At 73.8% G+C, this 20,609-nt stretch carries 17 protein-coding genes and 1 pseudogene; 14 read left to right on the forward strand and 4 right to left on the reverse strand.

Annotated features, from left to right (window positions below; translation table 11 throughout):
* Nucleotides 1-42: 42 nt before the first annotated feature.
* The 9 genes from HGB44_RS29300 (at nucleotide 43) to HGB44_RS29340 (ending at nucleotide 9,162) form a co-directional block, all read left to right on the forward strand.
* The gene (locus tag HGB44_RS29300; RefSeq protein WP_061082912.1) at nucleotides 43-1,092 is read left to right on the forward strand and encodes an STM4015 family protein; all 1,050 of its coding nucleotides are present in this window, start codon (nucleotides 43-45) and stop codon (nucleotides 1,090-1,092) included.
* A gap of 76 nt (nucleotides 1,093-1,168) precedes the next feature.
* On the forward strand, nucleotides 1,169-2,194 hold the full coding sequence (locus HGB44_RS29305) for an STM4015 family protein (RefSeq protein ID WP_061082911.1): 1,026 nt from the start codon (nucleotides 1,169-1,171) through the stop codon (nucleotides 2,192-2,194).
* A gap of 72 nt (nucleotides 2,195-2,266) precedes the next feature.
* Nucleotides 2,267-3,352, forward strand: a complete 1,086-nt coding sequence (locus HGB44_RS29310; protein ID WP_061082910.1) for an STM4015 family protein — start codon at nucleotides 2,267-2,269, stop codon at nucleotides 3,350-3,352.
* Nucleotides 3,349-4,464, forward strand: coding sequence for an STM4014 family protein (locus HGB44_RS29315; protein WP_061082909.1), 1,116 nt, complete (start codon nucleotides 3,349-3,351; stop codon nucleotides 4,462-4,464). Before HGB44_RS29310 ends, HGB44_RS29315 begins: the two co-directional genes overlap by 4 nt.
* Nucleotides 4,461-5,321 (forward strand): STM4013/SEN3800 family hydrolase, encoded by an 861-nt coding sequence (locus tag HGB44_RS29320; protein WP_082768582.1) that lies wholly within the window; start codon nucleotides 4,461-4,463, stop codon nucleotides 5,319-5,321. The genes HGB44_RS29315 and HGB44_RS29320 overlap by 4 nt, the downstream gene beginning before the upstream one ends.
* The gene (locus HGB44_RS29325) at nucleotides 5,318-6,664 is read left to right on the forward strand and encodes an STM4012 family radical SAM protein (RefSeq protein WP_061082908.1); all 1,347 of its coding nucleotides are present in this window, start codon (nucleotides 5,318-5,320) and stop codon (nucleotides 6,662-6,664) included. The genes HGB44_RS29320 and HGB44_RS29325 overlap by 4 nt, the downstream gene beginning before the upstream one ends.
* Entirely contained in the window at nucleotides 6,661-7,593 is a 933-nt protein-coding gene (locus tag HGB44_RS29330) for an STM4011 family radical SAM protein (protein ID WP_061082907.1), read from the forward strand. The genes HGB44_RS29325 and HGB44_RS29330 overlap by 4 nt, the downstream gene beginning before the upstream one ends.
* Nucleotides 7,594-7,636: 43 nt before the next feature.
* Nucleotides 7,637-8,455, forward strand: a complete 819-nt coding sequence (locus tag HGB44_RS29335) for an HAD-IIB family hydrolase (RefSeq protein ID WP_061082906.1) — start codon at nucleotides 7,637-7,639, stop codon at nucleotides 8,453-8,455.
* 212 nt (nucleotides 8,456-8,667) lie between these two features.
* Nucleotides 8,668-9,162 carry a DUF2087 domain-containing protein gene (locus tag HGB44_RS29340; RefSeq protein ID WP_061082905.1) on the forward strand — a complete coding sequence of 165 codons (495 nt, stop codon included), beginning with the start codon at nucleotides 8,668-8,670 and terminating at the stop codon, nucleotides 9,160-9,162.
* A 34-nt stretch (nucleotides 9,163-9,196) separates the two neighbouring features.
* Here the strand turns inward: HGB44_RS29340 and HGB44_RS29345 are convergent, their stop codons facing one another.
* Both HGB44_RS29345 and HGB44_RS29350 read right to left on the reverse strand, forming a co-directional pair.
* Nucleotides 9,197-9,880: a GntR family transcriptional regulator gene (locus tag HGB44_RS29345; protein ID WP_210752326.1), complete on the reverse strand. Its 684-nt coding sequence runs from the start codon at nucleotides 9,878-9,880 to the stop codon at nucleotides 9,197-9,199.
* Nucleotides 9,881-9,947: 67 nt separating this feature from the next.
* Nucleotides 9,948-11,096 (reverse strand): molybdopterin-binding protein, encoded by a 1,149-nt coding sequence (locus HGB44_RS29350; RefSeq protein ID WP_061082903.1) that lies wholly within the window; start codon nucleotides 11,094-11,096, stop codon nucleotides 9,948-9,950.
* A 144-nt stretch (nucleotides 11,097-11,240) separates the two neighbouring features.
* Here HGB44_RS29350 and HGB44_RS29355 point away from each other — a divergent pair, with 144 nt between their 5' ends.
* The 5 genes from HGB44_RS29355 to fdhD all read left to right on the forward strand — a co-directional run bounded on the left by HGB44_RS29355 (nucleotide 11,241) and on the right by fdhD (nucleotide 18,598).
* Nucleotides 11,241-12,257, forward strand: coding sequence for a 2-dehydropantoate 2-reductase (locus HGB44_RS29355; RefSeq protein WP_061082902.1), 1,017 nt, complete (start codon nucleotides 11,241-11,243; stop codon nucleotides 12,255-12,257).
* 279 nt (nucleotides 12,258-12,536) lie between these two features.
* Entirely contained in the window at nucleotides 12,537-14,480 is a 1,944-nt protein-coding gene (locus tag HGB44_RS29360) for a molybdopterin oxidoreductase family protein (RefSeq protein ID WP_061082901.1), read from the forward strand.
* A gap of 225 nt (nucleotides 14,481-14,705) precedes the next feature.
* Nucleotides 14,706-16,676: an NAD(P)H-dependent oxidoreductase subunit E gene (locus HGB44_RS29365; protein ID WP_061082900.1), complete on the forward strand. Its 1,971-nt coding sequence runs from the start codon at nucleotides 14,706-14,708 to the stop codon at nucleotides 16,674-16,676.
* Nucleotides 16,673-17,614 carry a 2Fe-2S iron-sulfur cluster-binding protein gene (locus HGB44_RS29370; RefSeq protein ID WP_061082899.1) on the forward strand — a complete coding sequence of 314 codons (942 nt, stop codon included), beginning with the start codon at nucleotides 16,673-16,675 and terminating at the stop codon, nucleotides 17,612-17,614. The genes HGB44_RS29365 and HGB44_RS29370 overlap by 4 nt, the downstream gene beginning before the upstream one ends.
* Nucleotides 17,615-17,716: 102 nt before the next feature.
* Nucleotides 17,717-18,598 (forward strand): formate dehydrogenase accessory sulfurtransferase FdhD, encoded by an 882-nt coding sequence (gene fdhD, locus HGB44_RS29375; RefSeq protein ID WP_061082926.1) that lies wholly within the window; start codon nucleotides 17,717-17,719, stop codon nucleotides 18,596-18,598.
* A 174-nt stretch (nucleotides 18,599-18,772) separates the two neighbouring features.
* On the opposite strand, the gene HGB44_RS29380 is transcribed toward fdhD, so the two are convergent.
* Together HGB44_RS29380 and HGB44_RS29385 are read right to left on the reverse strand one after the other, a co-directional pair.
* Nucleotides 18,773-20,320: an aldehyde dehydrogenase family protein gene (locus tag HGB44_RS29380; protein ID WP_061082898.1), complete on the reverse strand. Its 1,548-nt coding sequence runs from the start codon at nucleotides 20,318-20,320 to the stop codon at nucleotides 18,773-18,775.
* A pseudogene (locus HGB44_RS29385) lies at nucleotides 20,317-20,609 on the reverse strand (succinate--CoA ligase subunit alpha); the annotation flags it as partial. The gene HGB44_RS29380 and the pseudogene HGB44_RS29385, both read right to left, overlap by 4 nt.

Consider the following 20,609-nt stretch of genomic DNA (forward strand, 5'->3'; position numbering starts at 1 on the left):
GATAGGTATGGACGCACACCCTCCGAACCTCAGGGAGACCCCGTGGCCTTCGACGCCCACCTGACCGAGTTCGCCGGACTGCCCGTCGTGGAGTACCGCTCCCCGGAGGGGTGGGCGCGGGAGGCGGAGAAGGCGCGCGAGAGAGCGGAGCGGCTGGGCCGGGACTTCGCCGGCCCCGGTTCGTACCCGCCCCCCGCACTGACCGCGGCCCTGGCCGACCCCGGGTCGGTGGCCTGGCGCCTCAGCGACGACGAGGAGCCCCTGGACGACTACCGGCGGTTCACCGCGCAGGTGGACCAGGACCGGGTCGCAGCCGTCGTGCTCGGGGACATGCGGGAGACCTTCTCCGTGCAGTGTCCCGACCCCCTCAAGCGCGCCCTCCTGGAGGTGGCGCCGGACCTGACCGGGCTGCGCTCCCTCTTCTACTGCGACGTGACCTTCGAGGAGATCGAGGTCTCGTGGATCGAGCTGGGCGACATGGCCCCGGTCCTGGCCGCCTTCCCCCTGCTGACCGAGTTCGCGGTGCGCGGCACGGGTGACATGAGCCTGCACGTGCCCCGGCACGACTCGCTGCGCCGCCTCACCCTCCAGGGCGGAGGGCTGCCCGCGAAGCTCACCCGCGAGATCGTCTCGTCCGGGCTGCCGCACCTGGAGCACCTGGAGCTGTGGCTGGGCGTGGAGAACTACGGGGGCGACACCACCCCGGAGGACCTCGCCCCGGTCCTGTCCGGCGAGGTGTTCCCCGGGCTGGGGTCGCTGGGCCTGCGCAACGCCGAGCACACCGACGACTGGGTCCCGGTCCTCGCCGAGGCACCCGTCACCTCCCGCCTGCACACCCTGGACCTGTCCCTGGGCACCCTCACCGACAGGGGCGCTCGGGCCCTGGTCGAGGCCGCTCCCGCGTTCGGGCACCTGAAGCGGCTCGATCTGCACCGCCACTACCTGTCCGAGGAGATGAGCGGGCACGTCCAGGCCGCCTTCGCCGGGACCGGTGTGGACGTGGACCTGTCCGACCGCGAGGTCGGCAGCGACTGGGAGGACGAGAACTTCGACTACGACGCGGCCGGCTACTACACGGCCGTCACCGAGTAGGGCCCGCACCGTCCGTCGTGTCACCCTGGGCTGCTAGATATGTTCCTGCCCGAAACCCCGAGGTAGGAGCCCCCCGATGCTGAACAACCGCCACGTCACCGAGTTCGCGGGCCTGCCCGTGGTCGAGTTCCCCGCCGTCGAGGCAGAGGAGGCGGGCACCTACTCCGAGGAGCCCGCCCAGTCCCCCGAGGAGCTGGCCGCGGCGGTCGCCGACCCCGGCTCGGTGGCGTGGCGGCTGCGCGTCTCGTCGGTCTACCCGGCCGAGGACTTCGGGGACTACTTCGCCCGCTTCCTCGCGGCCGTGGACACCGGCCGGGTCCGGGCCCTGATCATCGGCGGTTGGGGCGACTTCGAGGAGGAGCCGCCCTCGACCGTCCCGCGCGACGCGCTCATCGGCGGCGCCGACGCGTTCCCCGAGCTGCGGGCCCTGTTCTTCGGCGAGATCCTCCAGGAGGAGTACGAGATCTCCTGGATCCACCAGACCGACCTGGCGCCCCTGGTGGCGGCGTTCCCCCTGCTGGAGGAACTGACCGTGCGCGGCACCGGCGACCCCTACCTGGGCGACGGCAAGCTGGAGATGGCCCTGGCCGAGCACACCGGCCTGCGGACCCTGGTCCTCCAGAGCGGCGGCCTGCCCGGCCGGGTCTCGCGCGAGGTCGCCGCCTCGCCGCTGCCCGCGCTGGAGAACCTCGAACTGTGGCTGGGCGTGGAGAACTACCGGGGCGACACCACCCCGGACGACCTGGCGCGGGTGCTCTCCGGCGAGGCCTTCCCCGGGCTGCGCCACCTGGGCCTGCGCAACGCCGAGGACGTCGACGGCTGGATCCCGGTCCTGGCCCAGGCCCCCGTCCTGGCCTCCCTGGACACGCTGGACCTGTCCCTGGGCGTCCTCACCGACAAGGGCGGACAGGCCCTGGTGGAGGCCGCGTCCGCGTTCGCGGGGCTGCGCCGCCTGGACCTGCACCACCACTACCTGTCCGAGGAGACGCAGGCGCGCGTCCGCGAGGCCCTGCCGGGTGTGGAGGTCGACCTGTCCGAGCACCGGGAGCCGTACGTCCACCACGGAGGCGAGTCGTACTACTACACCGCGGTCTCGGAGTAACCCCACATCACACTCGTCACTCCGGGCTGCTGGACGTCGCCTGCCCGAAACCCCGAGCCGGAAAGCCCCCTGATGCCCAACAACCACCACGTCACCGAGTTCGCGGGCCTGCCCGTGGTCGAGTTCCACTCGTGGGACACCATCCGCGACGATCTCGAAACCGCCATGTACTGGGCGCGCAACCGGAGCGAACTCCATGAGGAGCGCCCCCGGTCGCACCGGCGGCTCCTCGAGGCCATCGCCGACCCGGGCTCGGTGGCCTGGCGGCTGCGCACGGAGCCGTCGAGCTCCTACGGCAGCGGCGGCCGGACGAAGGCGTTCGAGAACCTCCAGGAGTACATGTACAGGTTCTCCGTCCTGGTAGGACAGGAGCAGGTCCGCGCCCTGGTCGTCGGAAACGTCCCCGACCAGGACTTCCAGATGCGGGCCGCCGAGGTCGTCGACGCGCTGCTCGGACTCGCCCCGAAGCTGACCGGGCTGCGCGCGCTGTTCTTCGGCGAGATCCTCCAGGAGGAGAACGAGATCTCCTGGATCCAGCTGTGCGACCTCGCTCCGCTGGCGGCCGCGCTGCCGCACCTGGAGGAACTGGTGGTGCGCGGCGGCAGCGGCTCCCTGGACCTGCGGCTGGAGGAGCACCCCTCCCTGCGCAGGCTCACCGTCCAGAGCGGGGGGCTGCGCCCCGACGTGGTCCGGGACGTGTGCGCCTCCGGCCTGCCCGCGCTGGAGCACCTGGAGCTGTGGCTGGGCGTGGAGGAGTACGGCGGCAGGAGCACCGCGCGGGACCTCGCACCGGTGCTGTCGGGCGGGGCGTTCCCCCGGCTGCGCTCGCTGGGGCTGCGCAACGCCGGGAACCTGGGCTCCTGGATCCCGGTCATCGCCGGAGCCCCCGTCGTCTCCTCCCTGGAGGTCCTGGACCTGTCTCTGGGCGACCTCACCGACGAGGGCGGACAGGCCCTGGTCGAGGCCGCTCCCGCCTTCGCGCACCTGAAGCGGCTCGACCTGCACCACCACTACGTCTCCGAGGACGTGTGCGAACGGATCCGCGCCGCCCTGCCCGGCGTGGAGGTCGACCTGTCCGGGCGCGGGGAACCCGAGGTCCATGAGGACGAGGACGGCGAGGAGCCCGAGATCCACTACTACACCGCGGTCTCCGAATGATCCCCCGACGCCCCCTGGTCGTGGTGGGGGTCCCCGGCCACCGGCGCCTGGAGCTGTTCGGCGCCGCGGCCGGGGCCCTCGGTCTGCCCGAACCGGTGGTCGTGCCGTGGCGCGCGCTGGCCTCCGGTCCGGTGGAGCTGCCGGAGGACGCCGTGGTCCGGGTGGACTCGCCGGGCGGCGACGCGGAGACCGAGCGCCTGCTGCGGGGCTGGGAGCACACCCCCGACCTGTATCGGGCCGAGGGCACCGGCGACCAGCACGCCGGGTTCCGTGCCGCCCTGGACCGGCTCGCCGGGGCGGTGCGCGCCACGCCGGGCGCGGCCCTGCTCCAGGAGCCCGCGGACCTGGTGGACATGTGCGACAAACGGCGCTGCCACGCCCGTCTGGCGGCGGCCGGGGTGCCGGTGCCGCCCGCCCTGCCCGGGCCGGTCACCGGCTACGCGTCGCTGCGCGCGGCGATGGACGCCCACCGCTGGCCGCGGGTGTTCGTCAAGCCCGCCCACGGCTCCTCGGCCTCCGGCGTGATGGCGCTGGCCACCGCCTCCGGCGGGCGGATCCGCGCGGTCACCTCGGCCGACCTGGTCCGGGGCGCCGACGGGTCCGTGGAGCTGTACAACAGCCTGCGGCTGCGCACCTACACCAGCGAGGAGGACGTCGCGGCGGTGGTGGACGCCCTGGCCCCCGACCACCTGCACGTGGAGCGGTGGGTGCCCAAGGCGGGGTTCGCGGGCAGGGCCGTGGACCTGCGCGTGGTGGTGGTCGCGGGCCGGGCCGCCCACGTCGTGGTGCGCTCCTCGTCCTCACCCATGACCAACCTGCACCTGGGCAACGCCCGGGGCGACCTGGCGGCCCTGCGGGAGTCGGTCGGCCCGCACGCCTGGGCGCGGGCCATGGCCACCGCCGAGGCCGCCGCCGCGTGCTTCCCCCGCACCCTGCACGCCGGGGTGGACCTGCTGGCCTCCCCGGGGTGGCGGGAGTTCGCCGTGTGTGAGGTCAACGCCTTCGGCGACCTGCTCCCCGGCGTCCTGCACGAGGGCCGCGACACCTACGCCGAGCAGCTGCACGCCCTGGCCACCGGCCGTTTCCCCGTCCCCGAACCCGAGAGAGCATGAACAGCACCGCACCCGACATGAACACCGTGGTGGGCACGCACGACATCCTGCTGCTCACCCTGGACACCCTCCGCCACGACGTGGCCGCCGAGCTGGCCGAGGCGGGCCGCACCCCGAACCTGGCCCGGCTGCTGCCGGGCGGGCGGTGGGAGCGCAGGCACGCGCCCGCGAGCTTCACCTACGCCTCCCACCTGGCGATGCTCGCCGGGTTCCTGCCCACCCCCGCCTCACCGGGGCCGCATCCGCGCCTGTTCGCCGCCGCGTTCCCCGGCAGCGTGTCCACCGCGCCCGGCACCTGGACCTTCGACGCGCCGGACCTGGCCTCCGGGCTGGCCCGGGCCGGGTACCACACGGCCTGCGTGGGGGGCACGGGCTTCTTCAACCGGAGGTCGGCGGTGGGCTCGGTCATCCCGGACATGTTCGCCGAGAGCCACTGGGAGGAGTCCTTCGGCGTGACCGATCCCCGCTCCTTCGAGCACCAGGTGGCGTGCGCCGCCCGGATCGCCGGGGAGCGCCCCGCGGACCAGCCGCTGTTCCTGCTGCTCAACGTGTCGGCGCTGCACCAGCCCAACTGGTTCCACCTGCCCGGGGCCGTCCGGGAGGACGGCGACACCAGGCGCAGCCACGCCGCGGCCCTGGAGTACGTGGACCGGCACCTGCCGCCGCTGCTGGCCGCGATGTCGGCCCGCCGCCCCTGCTTCGCGATCGTGTGCTCCGACCACGGCACCGCCTACGGGGAGGACGGCTACACCGGCCACCGGATCGGCCACGAGACCGTGTGGACGGTCCCCTACGCCCACGCGTTCCTGCCCCGGGGGCGTACCGCTCCCGCCGACGCCCAGGAGGCGACCACGTGACCACCGCCCTGACCCCGCGCCCCGAACCGGTGCGCGCCGACTCCCCCTACCAGTCCTACGTCTACGCCTACCCGCACAAGAGCGCCTACCGGCCCTTCACCGAACGCCCCGCGCTCGCCGACCTGTGGCGCGGCGAGGACGTCGGCGCGCTGTCGCTGTACGCGCACATCCCGTTCTGCGAGATGCGCTGCGGGTTCTGCAACCTGTTCACCCGCTCCACTCCCCCGGCCGAGCAGGTCACCGCCTACCTGGACGCTCTGGAGCGGCAGGCGGAGGCGGTGGCCGGGGCGCTGCCGGAGGGCGCCGCCTTCGCCCGGGCGGCCCTGGGCGGCGGCACCCCCACCTATCTGACCGCCGAGGAGCTCACCCGGGTCTACGACCTCACCGAGCGGGCGTTCGGGGTGGACCTGTCGGCGGTCCCGGTGTCGGTGGAGACCTCCCCGGCCACGGCCACGCCCGACCGGCTGGCGGTGCTCGACGCGCGCGGCGCCACCCGGATCAGCATGGGCGTGCAGAGCTTCCTGGACTCCGAGGCGCACGCGGCCGGGCGTCCGCAGAAGCGCGCCGAGGTGGACCGGGCGCTGGCCGCGATCCGCGAGCACGCCTCGGCCGACCTCAACCTCGACCTCATCTACGGCATCGACCGCCAGGACGCCCGCACCTGGGCCTACTCCCTGGACACGGCGCTGGAGTGGGAGCCGGAGGAAATCTACCTGTACCCGCTGTACGTGCGCCCGCTCACCGGGCTGGGCCGCCGCGCACGCGCGTGGGACGACCACCGGCTGGGCCTGTACCGCCAGGGCCGCGACCACCTGCGCGAACGCGGCTACGAGCAGGTGTCCATGCGCATGTTCCGGCGGGCGGACGCCCCGGCGACGCAGGGGCCGGACCACTCCTGCCAGACCGACGGCATGGTGGGGCTGGGCTGCGGGGCCCGCTCCTACACCTCCGCCGCGCATTACTCCTTCGACTACGCCGTGGGCGTGGGGCAGGTGCGGTCGATCATCGCCGACTACACGGGCCGCGACCGGGCCGACTTCACCCGGGCCGAGGTGGGGTTCGACATGGATGGGGACGAGCGGCGCCGCCGCCACCTGCTCCAGTCGCTGCTGCTCGCGGAGGGGATGGACACCGCCGCCTACGCCGACCGGTTCGGTTCCCGCCCCGAGGAGGACTTCGCCGCGACCCTGGCGGTGCTCGACGGGCGCGGCTGGCTGGAGCGGGACGGCGCGCCGGACCTGCTGCGGCTGACCCCGGAGGGGCTCGCGCACTCCGACGCGGTGGGGCCGATGTTCTTCTCCGCCGGGGTGGCGGCCCTGATGGCCGACTACGAGGCCCGGTGAGCACGGTGACCCCCTCCTCCCCGGCCCGGGCCCCGGGCCCCGCGCTCCCGCCGCACCTGACCCTGCTCTACCGCGGTCCGCTGGCCAGCTGCGACTACGACTGCCCGTACTGCCCCTTCGCCAAGCGGCGCGACAACCCCGAGACACTGCGCGCCGACCGCGCCGCGCTGGAGCGCTTCACCGGCTGGGTGGCCGCGCTGGAGGCGGAGCACCCCGGCACCCGTGTCTCGGTGCTGTTCACCCCGTGGGGCGAGGGACTGGTGCGGTCCTGGTACCGGACCGCGATCACCCGGCTCAGCCACCTGCCGCACGTGGAACGGGTGGCCATCCAGACCAACCTGAGCGGCCGCCTGGGCTGGCTGGCCGACTGCGACCCCGGCACCGCCGCGCTGTGGACCACCTACCACCCCGGGCAGGTGACCCATGAGCGCTTCCTGGCCAAGGCGCGCGAGCTGGTCGGGATGGGGGTGCGGTTCAGCGTCGGCGTGGTCGGCGAACCGGAGCACCTCGCGGCGGCCCGGCGGATGCGCGCCGACCTGCCCGAGCAGGTGTACCTGTGGGTGAACGCCGCCGAGGGCCGGACCTACACCGACGCGGAGGCCGCGCGGTGGCAGGCCCTGGACCCCCACTTCCACTACAGCCGCAGCCCCCACCCCAGCCGGGGCCTGCCCTGCCGTACCGGTGACACTGTGCTGTCCGTGGACGGGGACGGCGACGTGCGCCGGTGCCACTTCGTGGACACCCCGATGGGCAACCTCTACGACGGCTCGTTCGCCGCCCGGCTCGGCCCCCGCGCGTGCCCGCTGACCAGCTGTGACTGCCACATCGGCTACGTTCACCTGGAGTCCCTGGACCTGTACGACGTGTTCCGGGGCGGGGTGGTGGAACGGGTCCCCTCGGCCTTCGGCTCCCCGCTCCCGCTCGTGTGAGACGGGTCAAAACCGCTTCGCAACGTCACCGGGAACCGACATAATGCCCACCATGGTCTTTCCCCGGGTTATCGCGACCGACCTCGACGGCACACTCCTGGACGCGGGAGGCCTGGTCTCCGAACGCAACCGGCGGGCGCTGGCCGCCGCCGCGGAGGCGGGCGTCAGGGTGGTGGTCTCCACCGCGCGCCCGCCGCGGACCACGCAGCACATCGCCGAGCAGCTCCCCTGCTCCGCCGTGCTCTGCGGCAACGGCTCGCTGGCCCACGTGCCCGGCGACGACCCGCTGGTGCGCGCCATCTCCCCGGACACCGCCCGTTCGGTGGTCGAGAAGCTCAACGCGGAGCTGACCGGGATCGGCTACGGCATCGAGACCGGCACCGACTTCTTCCACGACGCCGACTACCACCTGGAGCCGTGGCTGTCCGGTGAGTGGGTGCGCGAGGTGCTGGAGGACACCGAGACCCTGCTGAAGCGGGCCACCCCGATCACCAAGCTGCTCGTGCGCGCCCGCGACATGCCGGTGGAGGAGCTGCACGAGACGGCCGCGGCGGCGGTCGGGTCGCTGGCGGAGGTGACCTACTCGGGCAGCTACAGCCTGCTGGAGCTGAGCGCGCCGGGCGTGAACAAGGGCAGCACGCTCGCGATGGTCTGCGAGCGGTGGGGGGTGTCCGCCGAGGAGGTGGTGGCCTTCGGCGACATGCCCAACGACCTGGCCGCCCTGTCCTGGGCGGGCGCGGGGTACGCCATGTCCAGCGGACACCCCGACCTGCTCGATCCCGCGCTGGGACTGCGGGTGGCCCCGCCCAGCAACGAGGACGGTGTGGGCCGGGTGGTCGAGCGGCTGCTCGCAGAGCGCTGACCACGTCAACCGGAAATGTTACTGGCGTGAGGCGTGGGCTCTGAACTGCGATGATCTTGTACTTGTAGCCGATGTCGGCGCTCGAACCTCGCTATAGGTACAAGATCACGGTGGAGGGAAGGGGTTCCGGGCGCCGGGCCGGAAAACGCCTGGCCCCAGCCCGGGGCCGCCTCCTAGGGTCGCCCCACACGTACCCGGAGAAGGGCTCACCGTTGCCGCACCCCACCCAGATCGTCTCCTCCCTGGCCGACCCCGACCGCCTGGCGCTCTACGCCCGCGTGGTCGGCGCGGGAGCCGGAGGGCTGCCCGCCGGGGAGGTCCGCGCGGACGGGCGGGGACGCAGGAACCTGACCCGGCTCTCGGACGCGGGACTGGTGCGCGAGGACGACGGCCGCGTGGTGTGCGTGCCGGAGGCGTTCTCCGCCGCCCTGGAGGAGCACCGGCCCGCGCGCCGGGATCCGGTGGACGCGCTGTTCCACGACGGGCGGCTGAGCGCGCTGCCCGCCAAGCGCGAGCTGCGCGCGCGGGTGTTCGCGCGGATCACCGACCGGTTCTTCGCCCCCGGAGTGACCTACACCGAGAAGCAGGTGAACACCGCTCTGCGGTCCTGCTGCGACGACCACTCGGCCATGCGCCGCCATCTCGTGGACGGGGGCTACCTGACCCGCGACGACGACGGCAGCGAGTACCGGGTCGTGGAGGCCTGAGCCGCCGCGGGCGAGAGGACGGGCGCACGGCGGCTCAGGCCTCCACGCCGTCCACCTGCTCGTGGTAGGTGCGCCGGGTGCGCTCGGTGTGCTCGCTCATCAGCCTCAGCGCCGCGTCCGCGTCACGGTCCTCGATGACGTCGACGAGGGCGGAGTGCTCGTCCCAGGAGGCGGCGCCGCGGACGCGGGCGACCGGGGCGTAGTACCAGCGCACCCGCCGGTCGACCTGCGCGGCCAGCTCGGCGAGCACCCGGTTGCCCGAGGCCTCGGTGACGGTGCGGTGGAAGTCGGCGTTGGCCTGGACGACCGCGTCGGTGTCGGCGCGGTCGGTGGCGGCGCGCCCGGCGGCGACCAGGTCGCGCAGGAACCCGATCTGCTCGGACGAGGCGTTCTGCGCGGCCAGGCGGGCCGACTCCGTCTCCAGCAGGGCGCGCACGGCCAGGAGCTGGTCGGCCTCGCTCTCGGTGGGCGTGTGCACGAAAGCGCCGTACCCGGGCCGCAGGTCCACCCACCCCTCGTTGCTGAGCCGCTGCATCGCCTCGCGGACCGGCTGGCGCGAGACGCCGAGGGTCTGGGCCAGCTCGGTCTCGACCAGGTGCTGGCCGGGCGAGAGCGACCGGTTGGTGATCAGGTCGAGAATGGCCTCGTACACGGCTTCACGCAGCGGCACGGGGCGCTGGACCCGTCCCGCGACGGCGTTCAACCCCTGTGGGGACATAGGGCGGCTCCATCCGGATGCGTGGGCTTTGTAGACAGTGTACAAAAGGCGGCGGGCGGGTGTGCCGTCACGGCAGCTCCACGAGTTCGACGCGGCCGGCCCGGCGGCCGGGCGGTACGACCGCGAGGGCGTCCGCGACGGCGGCGGCGCGCAGGTCGGCCGAGCCGGCGGCGGGCAGTTCCACCGCCAGGTCGCGGCTGACGCGCACCGGCACCAGGCGGGTGTCCGCCGGGTGCGGCGGGGTCGGCCCGATGAGCCGGACCCGGCGGCCGAGGTGGGCGGGGTCGCGCCGGTCCGCGCGGCCGGTGAGCACCGGGACGAGCAGTGTGAGCGCGGCGGCCAGCGCGGCGCCGGGGTTGCCCGGCAGGCCCACGACCACCGTTCCCGAGGGCAGCACGGCCAGCACCTGCGGGTGCCCCGGGCGGCAGGCCACGCCGTCGACGACCATCCGCGCGCCGAGTCCGGCGAGCACCGGGCGCAGGTGGTCTGCGGGCCCGGCCGAGGAGGACCCGCAGACCGCGACGACCTCGGAGGGCCGGGACGCTTCCAGGGCCCGGGCCGTGTCCCGGCCGCGGTCGGCGACCGCCAGCGCGGGCAGGCAGCGCCCTCCGGCCCAGGTGACCAGTCCGGGGAGCAACGGGCCGATCGCGTCCCGCACGGTGCCCGGGCGCGGCGCCCCCTCGCGCACGACCTCGTCCCCGGTGACCAGGACGCGCACCGAGGGGCGGACCACGGGCAGCGTGTCCAGGCCCAGGCTCGCGGCCAGGCCGAGGAGGGCGGGGGTGACGGGGCTGCCGCGGCGCGCGGCCAGCGCCCCGGCGGGGGTGGTCTCGCCCCTGCGGCGGATGTGCCTGCCGGCCTCGGCCCCGCCGCGCACGCGCCCGGAGGACACCGTCGCCCGCTCCCAGGGGAGGACGGCGGTGGTGCCCTCCGGTACGACGGCGCCCGTGGCGACCTCCACCGCTTCCCCCGGGTTCAGGCGGACGACGGGTCCCCGGCGCCCGGCGAGCGAGCGGCCGAGGACGGTCCAGGGACCCTCACCGGCCACCGCGTACCCGTCCATGGCCGCACTGTCCAGTACCGGGACGTCGACCGCAGAGACGAGGTCGGCGCCGAGGGTGGCACCGAGGGCGCCGTCGAGCGGCTCCTCGGCCATGGGCTGTCCACCCTCGGCGCCGGTCACCCACGCCAGCTCCCGTGCCTTGGTCCAGGGCATCGGTGCGCGCGGGCGGCTTTTTCCGTGAAGAAGCGGAGAAGTTTCCGGGGCAACCGGGTCGGGCATTCCTTCTCTCCCTGTCGTCGGGTGAAGAACGCTGCCCTGAAGCATACTGTATACAGTATTTTATGGAAAGGAGTCCTCATGCGAATCGCCGTACTCGGCGCCGGAGCGATCGGCGCCTACGCGGGAGCCGCGCTGCACAGGGGCGGGGCCGACGTGCACCTCATCGCGCGCGGTGAGCACCTGCGGGCCCTGCGCGAGCGGGGGGTCCGGGTCCTCAGCCCGCGCGGGGACTTCGACGCGCACCCCCACGCCACCGACGACCCCACCGAGGTCGGGCCCGTGGACGCCGTCATCCTCGGCCTGAAGGCCCAGCACTACGCGGCCTGCGGCCCGCTGCTGCGCCCCCTGATGGGCCCCTCCACCATGGTCGTCGCCGCCCAGAACGGCATCCCCTGGTGGTACTTCCACGGGATCGAGGGGCCCCTGGCCGGGCACCGGATCGAGAGCGTGGACCCCGGCGGCGCGGTCAGCCGGACGATCCCGGTCGAGCGCGCCGTGGGCTGCGTGGTCTACGCGGCCACCGAGATCGCCGGGCCCGGCGTGATCCGGCACATCGAGGGGACCCGGTTCTCCATCGGCGAGCCGGACCGCTCCTCCTCCCGGCGCTGCCGCGACCTCCAGGCCGCGATGGAGGCGGGCGGGCTCAAGTGTCCGGTCGAGCAGGACCTGCGCGAGGACATCTGGGTGAAGCTGATGGGCAACATCGTCTTCAACCCGCTGAGCGCGCTGAGCCGCTCCACCATGGTGCAGATCTGCCGCAACCGCCCGACCAGGGAGCTGGCCCGCACCATGATGGCCGAGACCCTGGACGTGGCCGCACGGCTGGGCGTGCGCCCCGCCGTCTCCATCGACCGGCGCCTGGCCGGAGCCGAGCGCACCGGCGACCACCGCACCTCGACCCTGCACGACCTGGAGCGCGGACGCCCCATGGAGCTGGACGTCATCCTGTCCGCCGTGGTGGAGCTGGCCGACCTGACCGGCGCCCCCGCTCCCGCCCTCCGGGCGGTGGACGCCGTCGCGGGCCTGCTCAACGCCCGGATGCTCGACGCGCCCGCCCCCGCCCCCACGCCCGCGGCGCCCTCCGTCGCGGCCTAGACGCACTGACCGCGAAGGCTCGCCGGGGCCCGCCTCCTCCGTCGTGACCTTGTACCTGCGGCGAGGCCGGACGGTCCAGACGCGCCACAGGCGCAAGACCACCGCGGGCCAGAACCCGCGTGCCGCACCAGCGACGTCTCCGACCAGCCCGCTGGCCCGACCCCGCACCCCTCACTCTTGACCCTTGTCCCCACCAACTCAATACTGTATGCAGTATCCGAACAATGTCGCCGCCCGGCGGCCCGGACGAATCCGGCCACGAACACCATGCGAGGCCACATGCGATCCGACGATTTCTCCGCACCCCACAACCGACTCACCCAGCCCCTCGTCCGTGACGGCGGCGAGCTGCGCCCGGCCTCCTGGGAGGAGGCGCTGGACCGCGCGGCCGCCGGGTTCCGGCGCGGGGTGGCCGAACACGGCCCCAACTCCTTCGGCATGCTCTCCTGCGCCCGGGCCACCAACGAGATGAACTTCATGGCGCAGAAGTTCACCCGCGTCGTCGTCGGCACCAACAACGTCGACTCGTGCAACCGCACCTGCCACGCGCCCAGCGTCGCCGGACTGGCCGCGGCCTTCGGCTCGGGCGGGGGCACCTCCTCCTACACCGAGATCGAGGACACCGACCTCATCGTGATCTGGGGCGGCAACCCGCGCTTCGCCCACCCGATCTTCTTCCAGCACGTGCTCAAGGCCGTGCGGCGCGGGGCGCGCCTGTTCGTCGTGGACCCCCGGCGCACGTCCACCGCCGAGTGGGCCGACCGCTGGCTGGGCCTGAACGTGGGCACCGACATCCCGCTGGCGCACGCCATCGGCCGCGAGATCCTGCACGCGGGACTGGCCAACGACACCTTCGTCCAGCGCGCCACCAGCGGCCTGGACGAGTACCGTGCGCTGGTGGAGCCGTGGACGCTGGCCGCCGCCGAGGCCGAGACCGGCGTGCCCGCCGAGGCCATCCGCGAGCTGGCGCACGCCTACGCCCGCGCCGAGCGCGCCCAGATGTGCTGGACGCTGGGCATCACCGAGCACCACAACGCCACCGACAACGTCCGTTCCCTGATCAACCTGTCGCTGCTCACCGGGCACGTGGGGCGGTACGGGTCCGGACTCAACCCGCTGCGCGGCCAGAACAACGTGCAGGGCGGCGGCGACATGGGCGCCATCCCCGACCGGCTGGTCGGGTTCCAGGACATCCTGGACCCCCGGGTGCGCGCGCCCTTCGAGGCCGCCTGGGGACGGGAGATCCAGCCCGCCAAGGGCCTGAACCTGACCCAGATGTTCGAGGCGATGGACGAGCACGAGCTCAAGACGCTCTACGTGATCGGGGAGAACCCCGTCCAGTCCGAGCCCGAGACGCACAAGACCACCCGCCGCCTGCGCGGCCTGGACCACCTGGTCGTGCAGGACATCTTCCTGACCCGCACCGCCGAACTGGCCGACGTGGTGCTCCCGGCCAGCGCCTCCTGGTGCGAGTCCGACGGCACCTTCACCAACAGCGAGCGCCGCGTGCAGCTGGTGCGCAGGGCGCTGGACCCGCCGGAGGGCGCCCGCGACGACATCGAGATCATGTGCGACCTGGCCACCCGGCTGGGCCACGACTGGGCGCGGCCCTCCGCCGAGGAGATCTGGGACGAGGTCCGCGCGCTCTCCCCCATGCACCGGGGCATGAGCTACGCGCGCCTGGCCGAGCTGCACGGCATCCAGTGGCCGTGCTACTCCGGGGACACCGTGGGGCCGAGCTACCTGCACGCGCGGCTGTGGTCGGAGGACCCCGCCGAGCGCGGCGAACCCGCGCCGTTCGGGATCGTGGGCCACTCGCCGCCGGTGGACCTGCTGGACGAGGACTTCCCCTTCCGCCTGACCACCGGCCGACGGCTGGACGACTACAACACGGGGGTGCAGACCAGCGGGTTCTCCTCGCCGCTGCGCCGCGGCGAGCTGCTGGACCTGTCCCCCGAGGACGCGGCCAAGCTCGGCGTCGGCGACGGGGAGACGGTCCGGGTGACCTCCCGGCGGGGCTCGGTCCTGGTCCCGGTCTCGGTCACCGAGGCCATGCGGCCGGGCCTGGTGTTCATGACCTTCCACTTCCCCGAACAGGTGGACACCCAGCTGCTGACCATCGACGCCACCGACCCCATCGCGGGAACGGCGGAGTACAAGGCCGCCGCCGTGCGGATCGAACGGGTGGAGCAGCCCGCGCGCCCGGCCGCCGCCGCGAGCTGAGGAAGGGGAAAGAAGGAGGGCCGTGCCGCCGCCCCAGCCCCCTGCGGCGGCGGCACGGCCCGTCGTGCCAGGTCAACGCCCTGCGAGAGCGGATCGGACGCCCGGGAGCATCCTTACGCGATCTTACCGCTTACAGGGGTTGTCAACCCGAACACCGCCATCATACTGTTCTCTGTATACAGAATCCTGTGATCTGGATTACACTCGATATGAGGTGACCACGGCGTGGACCTGCGATTCCTGGACGAGACGCCCACCACCGCCGAACGCGAGGCCGTCGAGAGCGTGCTCGGGCCGCCCGAGTCCGGCTGGGACGGCGGCGCCCGCCAGGACGCCGACCTGCGCTACGCGCGGGGCGGCCACTCCGCACGCGACCGGCGCGACCTGCTCCTCCCGGCCCTGCACGCGGTGAACGACCGCGTGGGCTGGATCAGCCGCCCCGCGCTCGACCACATCTGCCGCAGACTGACCGTCCCCCCGGCGGAGGCCTACGCCGTCGCCTCCTTCTACGCGATGTTCGCCCTGCACCGCAGGCCCCGCCGGGTCGTGCACCTGTGCACCGACATCGCGTGCGCGGCGGCGGGCTCGGACGGGTTGCGCGCCCGGCTGGCCGAGCGCCTCGGCCAGCCCGGCGGCCACGACGGGGAGGCGGCCTGGCACGAGAGCCCGTGCCTGGGCATGTGCGAGCGCGCGCCCGCCGCCCTGGCCGTGGAGGCGGGCGCCCCGGCCCGGTACGCCGTCGCCGCCCCCGCCACGTCCGAGGCGCTGGACGCGATGGCCTCGGAGGCCCTGCCCGACACCGGGGCGCCGGGGGCCAACGGCCACCGTCCCGCCACCACCTTCGGCGCGGACCCCCTGCCCGGGAGCGCGCCCGAGCCCGACCCCGCGGCGGCCGTGCCCGACGCGGGCTCGCCCGACCACGTGCTGCTGCGCCGGATCGGCACCGTCGACCCCCTCAGCCTGGACGACTACCGCGCCGCGGGCGGGTACGCCGCGCTGCGCCAGGCGCTGCGGCTGGGCCCCGCCGGTGTCATCCGGGAGGTCTCCGACTCCGGCCTCGTCGGCCGGGGCGGGGCCGCCTTCCCCACCGGGCGCAAGTGGCAGGCCACCGCCCAGCAGCCGGACGGCCCGCACTACCTGGTGTGCAACGCCGACGAGAGCGAGCCCGGCACCTTCAAGGACCGGGTCCTGATGGAGGGCGACCCGTTCTCCGTCGTCGAGGCGATGACCATCGCCGGGTACGCCGTGGGCGCGCGGACCGGCTACCTCTACATCCGGGGCGAGTACCCCCGGGCGCTGCGCCACCTGGAGAACGCCATCGCCCTGGCCCGCGGGCGCGGCCTGCTCGGCCCCGACATCCTGGGTTCGGGGTTCGCCTTCGACATCGAGATCCGGCGCGGCGCGGGCGCCTACATCTGCGGCGAGGAGACCGCGATCTTCGGCTCCATCGAGGGCTACCGGGGCGAACCCCGCAGCAAGCCGCCCTTCCCCGTGGAGAAGGGGCTGTTCGGCAAGCCCACCGCGGTGAACAACGTCGAGACGCTGGTCAACGTGCTGCCCGTCCTGCTGATGGGCGGCCCGGCCTACGCTGCCGTGGGCACCGGCCAGTCCACCGGGCCCAAGCTGTTCTGCCTGTCGGGCGGCGTGCGCCGCCCGGGGCTGTACGAACTGCCCTTCGGCGCCACCCTGCGCGACCTCGTCGAGGCGGCCGGGGGGATGCCCGAGGGGCGCACCATCCAGGCGGTCCTGCTCGGCGGCGCGGCCGGGACCTTCGTCCGCGGGGACGAGCTGGACATCCCGCTGACCTTCGAGGGGGCGCGCGCGGCGGGCACGTCCCTGGGTTCGGGGGTGGTGCTGGTCCTGGACGACACCGCCGACCTGGTCGCGACGCTGGTCCGGGTGGCGGCATTCTTCCGCGACGAGTCCTGCGGCCAGTGCGTGCCCTGCCGGGTGGGCACCGTGCGCCAGGAGGAGTCGCTGCTGCGGATCAGGTCCGGAGGCGACGCCGCCGCCGAGGTCCCCCTGCTGCGCGAGGTCGGCCTGGCGATGCGCGACGCCTCGATCTGCGGCCTGGGACAGACCGCGTGGAACGCCGTGGAGTCGGCGATCGACCGGCTCGGCCTGTTCGACGCGACCGACGACACCCACCAGAGCACCGGCCCGGGCACCCGGGCGGCAACCGAGGAGGCCCGATGACCGTCCCCGTACTCCTGGCCCCGCCCAAGCGGCTGATCGACGCGACCATCGACGGGCGCACCGTGCGCGTCCCGGAGGGCACCACCATCCTGGAGGCCTGCGCCGGAGAGGGCACCGAGATCCCCACCCTGTGCTACGGCGACACCCTCACCCCGAGGAACGCCTGCCGGGTGTGCGTGGTGGAGGTGGAGGGCGCGCGCACGCTCGCCCCCGCCTGCTCGCGCAGACTGGAGCCCGGTATGAGCGTGGCCACGGACTCCGAGCGGGTGCGGCACAGCCGCAAGATGGTCCTGGAGCTGCTGGGCTCCTCCGTGGACCTGTCCACCACGCCGAAGGTGGCCGAGTGGATGGAGCGCTACGAGGCCGAGCCCGAGCGGTTCGGCCCGCGCGCCGAGGCCGCGGCGCTGGGCGTGCGCGACGCCCGCCACGCGGGCGACCACGAGCCCGGCGACGGCGCGGTCGCGGAGACGGTCGAGCAGCCCGCCAAGGTGGACAACGACCTGTACGTGCGCGACTACTCCAAGTGCATCATGTGCTACAAGTGCGTGGACGCCTGCGGCGACCAGTGGCAGAACACCTTCGCCATCGGGGTGGCCGGGCGCGGCTTCGACGCCCGCATCTCCACCGAGCACGACGTCACGCTGCCCGACTCGGCCTGCGTGTACTGCGGGAACTGCATCGAGGTGTGCCCCACCGGCGCCCTGTCCTTCCGCACCGAGTTCGACATGCGCGAGGCGGGTACCTGGGACGAGGAGGCGCAGACCGAGACCACCACCATCTGCACCTACTGCGGGGTGGGCTGCAACGTTACGCTGCACGTGCAGGAGAACGAGATCGTCAAGGTCACCTCGCCGCACGACAACCCGGTGACCCACGGGAACCTGTGCATCAAGGGCCGGTTCGGCTTCCAGCACGTACAGCGGCGCGGCGACGGCTGATCCCCGCGGGCCCGTTCCGGAGCGGGCCTGCCTCAGGGGATGAGAAACCGGGCGAAATCAGATAGAACCGGGACAGAGGTACACCGGAAGGCGGTGGAGCGGATGGGACGGGTCACGGCCCGGGAGAAGGTGCTCCGGATCAGGGACGGGTCCGCGACCGAGCGCGTGGACACGCTGGTCGTCGAGGAGCCCCTGGAGATCAGGCTGGACGGGGACCCGCTGAGCGTCACCATGCGCACCCCCGGCAACGACTTCGACCTGGCCGCGGGGTTCCTGGTGAGCGAGGGCGTGGTCTCCCGCGGCGAGGAGGTCACCGCGATCCGCTACTGCGCCGGGGCCACCGAGGACGGTTCGAACACCTACAACGTGCTCGACGTGTCCCTGGCCCCGGGGGTCCCCCGCCCGGACACCTCCCTGGAGCGCAACTTCTACACCTCCTCCTCGTGCGGCCTGTGCGGCAAGGCGAGCCTGGACGCCGTGCGCACCCAGGCCGTGTGGCCGGTGGACGGGGACGGGCTGCGCGTCGAAGCGCGGACCCTGACCTCGCTGCCCGACCGGCTGCGCGAGGCCCAGCGGGTGTTCGAGCGCACCGGCGCCCTGCACGCCGCCGGGCTGTTCACCGCCGACGGCGAACTGCTGGCGCTGCGCGAGGACGTGGGCCGCCACAACGCGGTGGACAAGCTGGTCGGCTGGGCGCTGCGCTCCGGGCGGCTCCCGCTGCGCGAGACGGTGCTGATGGTCTCGGGGCGCGCCTCCTTCGAGCTGGTCCAGAAGGCGTGGATGGCCGGCATCCCGATGATGGCCGCCGTCTCCGCGCCCTCGTCCCTGGCCGTCGACCTCGCCGCGGAGGCGGGCATCACCCTGGTCGGCTTCCTCCGGGGAACCTCCATGAACGTCTACGCCGGACGGCACCGGATCCTCCTGAAGAAGGCGCACACCGCGCCTTCGGCGGCCACGGGAGGCGTCCGCGGTCCGGGTCGGTAGACGCGGGAGCGGCCGGTGCGCTCCAGCCCCCTGCACCGACCGCTCCCGACATCCGGTCCTCCCTTGAGAGGACCCCGCCCAGGCTTCCCCGAAGGCCCTCCCTCTCCCTGGGAGGGCCGCTTCGCGGTGTCGGCTCCGGGGGCGTCCGGTTCCGCACGCCCCCGGAGGCGCTGCCTAGACGCGTCCCTCGGGGCGCAGGGTGTAGTGCGGGAAGTTGCCGGGCGGGCGCTCGGCCGCCGGTCCCCTCGTGACCGCGTGGACCAGCAGCTCTCCGCCGACGAAGGCGCCGCGCCAGGAGTCGCCCCAGCCGCCGAACAGCTCCTCGCGGTCCCCGCGCGAGCGCGGCCGGTTGACGCCGACCTTGAAGGCCCGCACCCCGGCGGCCAGGCGCGCGGCCGTGTCGGTGTCGTCGCACGAGACCGTGGCGACCAGGGCGCCGTTGCTGGCGTTCATGGCGGCCAGCAGCTCGGCCTCGGTGTCCACCAGCACGATCGAGTCGACCGGGCCGAAGGGCTCGGCGTGGAAGAGCGGCGAGGAGCGCGGCGGCTCCAACAGGGCCACCGGGGCCACGTAGGCGTCGGTGTTCTGGCCCGGCAGCAGGAGTGCGTCGTCCAGTCCGCCGCGGTACAGCGGCACGGCGCCGCCCGCGACGGCCTCGGCCACCCGGTCGGTCAGCTCCTTGGCCTTGGCCGCGTTGATCACCGGGCCGAAGTCCAGCTCGGGCAGGTCGTCCCCGGCCGACTCCACGGCCAGGGGGTGGCCGAAGCGCACGGACCGGACCGCCGTGAGGTAGGCGTCGAGGAAGGCGTCGAAGCGGGAGCGCTGCACGACGAACCGGGGATAGGCGGTGCAGCGCTGCTTGGCGTAGTCGAAGGTCCTGCGGATCTGCCCGGAGAGGGTCTCCCAGTCCCCGAACTCCCACACGCCCCAGCAGTTGAGCCCCTCCTGCTCCAGGACGTGCGGCCGCCCCAGGTCGGCGAGGTCGGCCGCCACCCGGCCTCCGGTGTCCCGGCCGCCCACGAAGGACACGCAGCCGATCTCGGGCCCGCGCACCAGCGCCGGGGAGAGGTCGCGGCCGCCTCCGCTGACCAGTGTGAACGGCAGACCCTCGCGGACCGCCAGGGCCACGGCCAGGGTCAGGCAGACCAGCCCGCCGTCGGTGGGGGTCTTGGCGATCACGCCGTTGCCCGCCAGCGCCTGGACGCACATCGCGTGCGCCAGCACGCTCATCGGGTAGTTCCAGCTCGCGATGTTGCTGACCGGGCCGTCCAGGGGCAGGCGGCCCTCCAGCATGGGCTCGACGCCGTCCAGGTACCACTCGACCCCCGAGATCGCCCGGTCCACGTCCTGGCGGGCCAGCCGCCAGGGCTTGCCGATCTCCCAGACCAGGGCCAGGGCGAGGGTGTCGCGGTGCCGCTCCCAGGCCCGGACCGCGGCGCGGACCCGCTCCCGGCGCTCGGCCAGGGGCAGCGCGCTCCAGCGGCGGTGGTCCTCGGCCGCCCCGGCGACCGCGCGGGCCGCGGTGGCGCCGTCGAGCATGGGCGGGCCCGCGATCTCCGAGCCGTCCACGGGCGAGTACGCGGTCCTGGGCTCGCCGTCGGCCCGCCACCGGCCGCCCCAGTGGTTGTGCGTCCGGTCGGGTCCGAAGGCCTCCGGGGCCTCCTCGCGGCAGCGGGTGTACAGGGTCGCCCAGTCGGTGCCGGGCTTGAGCGTCGCCGTCATCGCGCCGTGGGCGCCGCCTCGGAGAGGGCGCCCGCCTCCTCTCCGTGGGACCTCCCGGCCAGGACGGTACGCACCATCCGGGCCGCTTCGCTGGGGGTGGTGCCGACCTTGACGCCGACGGCCTCCAGAGCTTCCTTCTTCGCGGCGGCCGTGCCCGAGGAGCCCGAGACGATGGCACCCGCGTGGCCCATCGTCTTGCCCTCCGGAGCCGTGAAGCCCGCCACGTAGCCCACCACGGGCTTGGTCACGTTGTCACGGATGAACTCCGCCGCACGCTCCTCGGCGTCGC

Source organism: Nocardiopsis alborubida (genome assembly GCF_012396365.1).
In the GTDB taxonomy this organism is placed as follows: Bacteria; Actinomycetota; Actinomycetes; order Streptosporangiales; family Streptosporangiaceae; genus Nocardiopsis; species Nocardiopsis alborubida.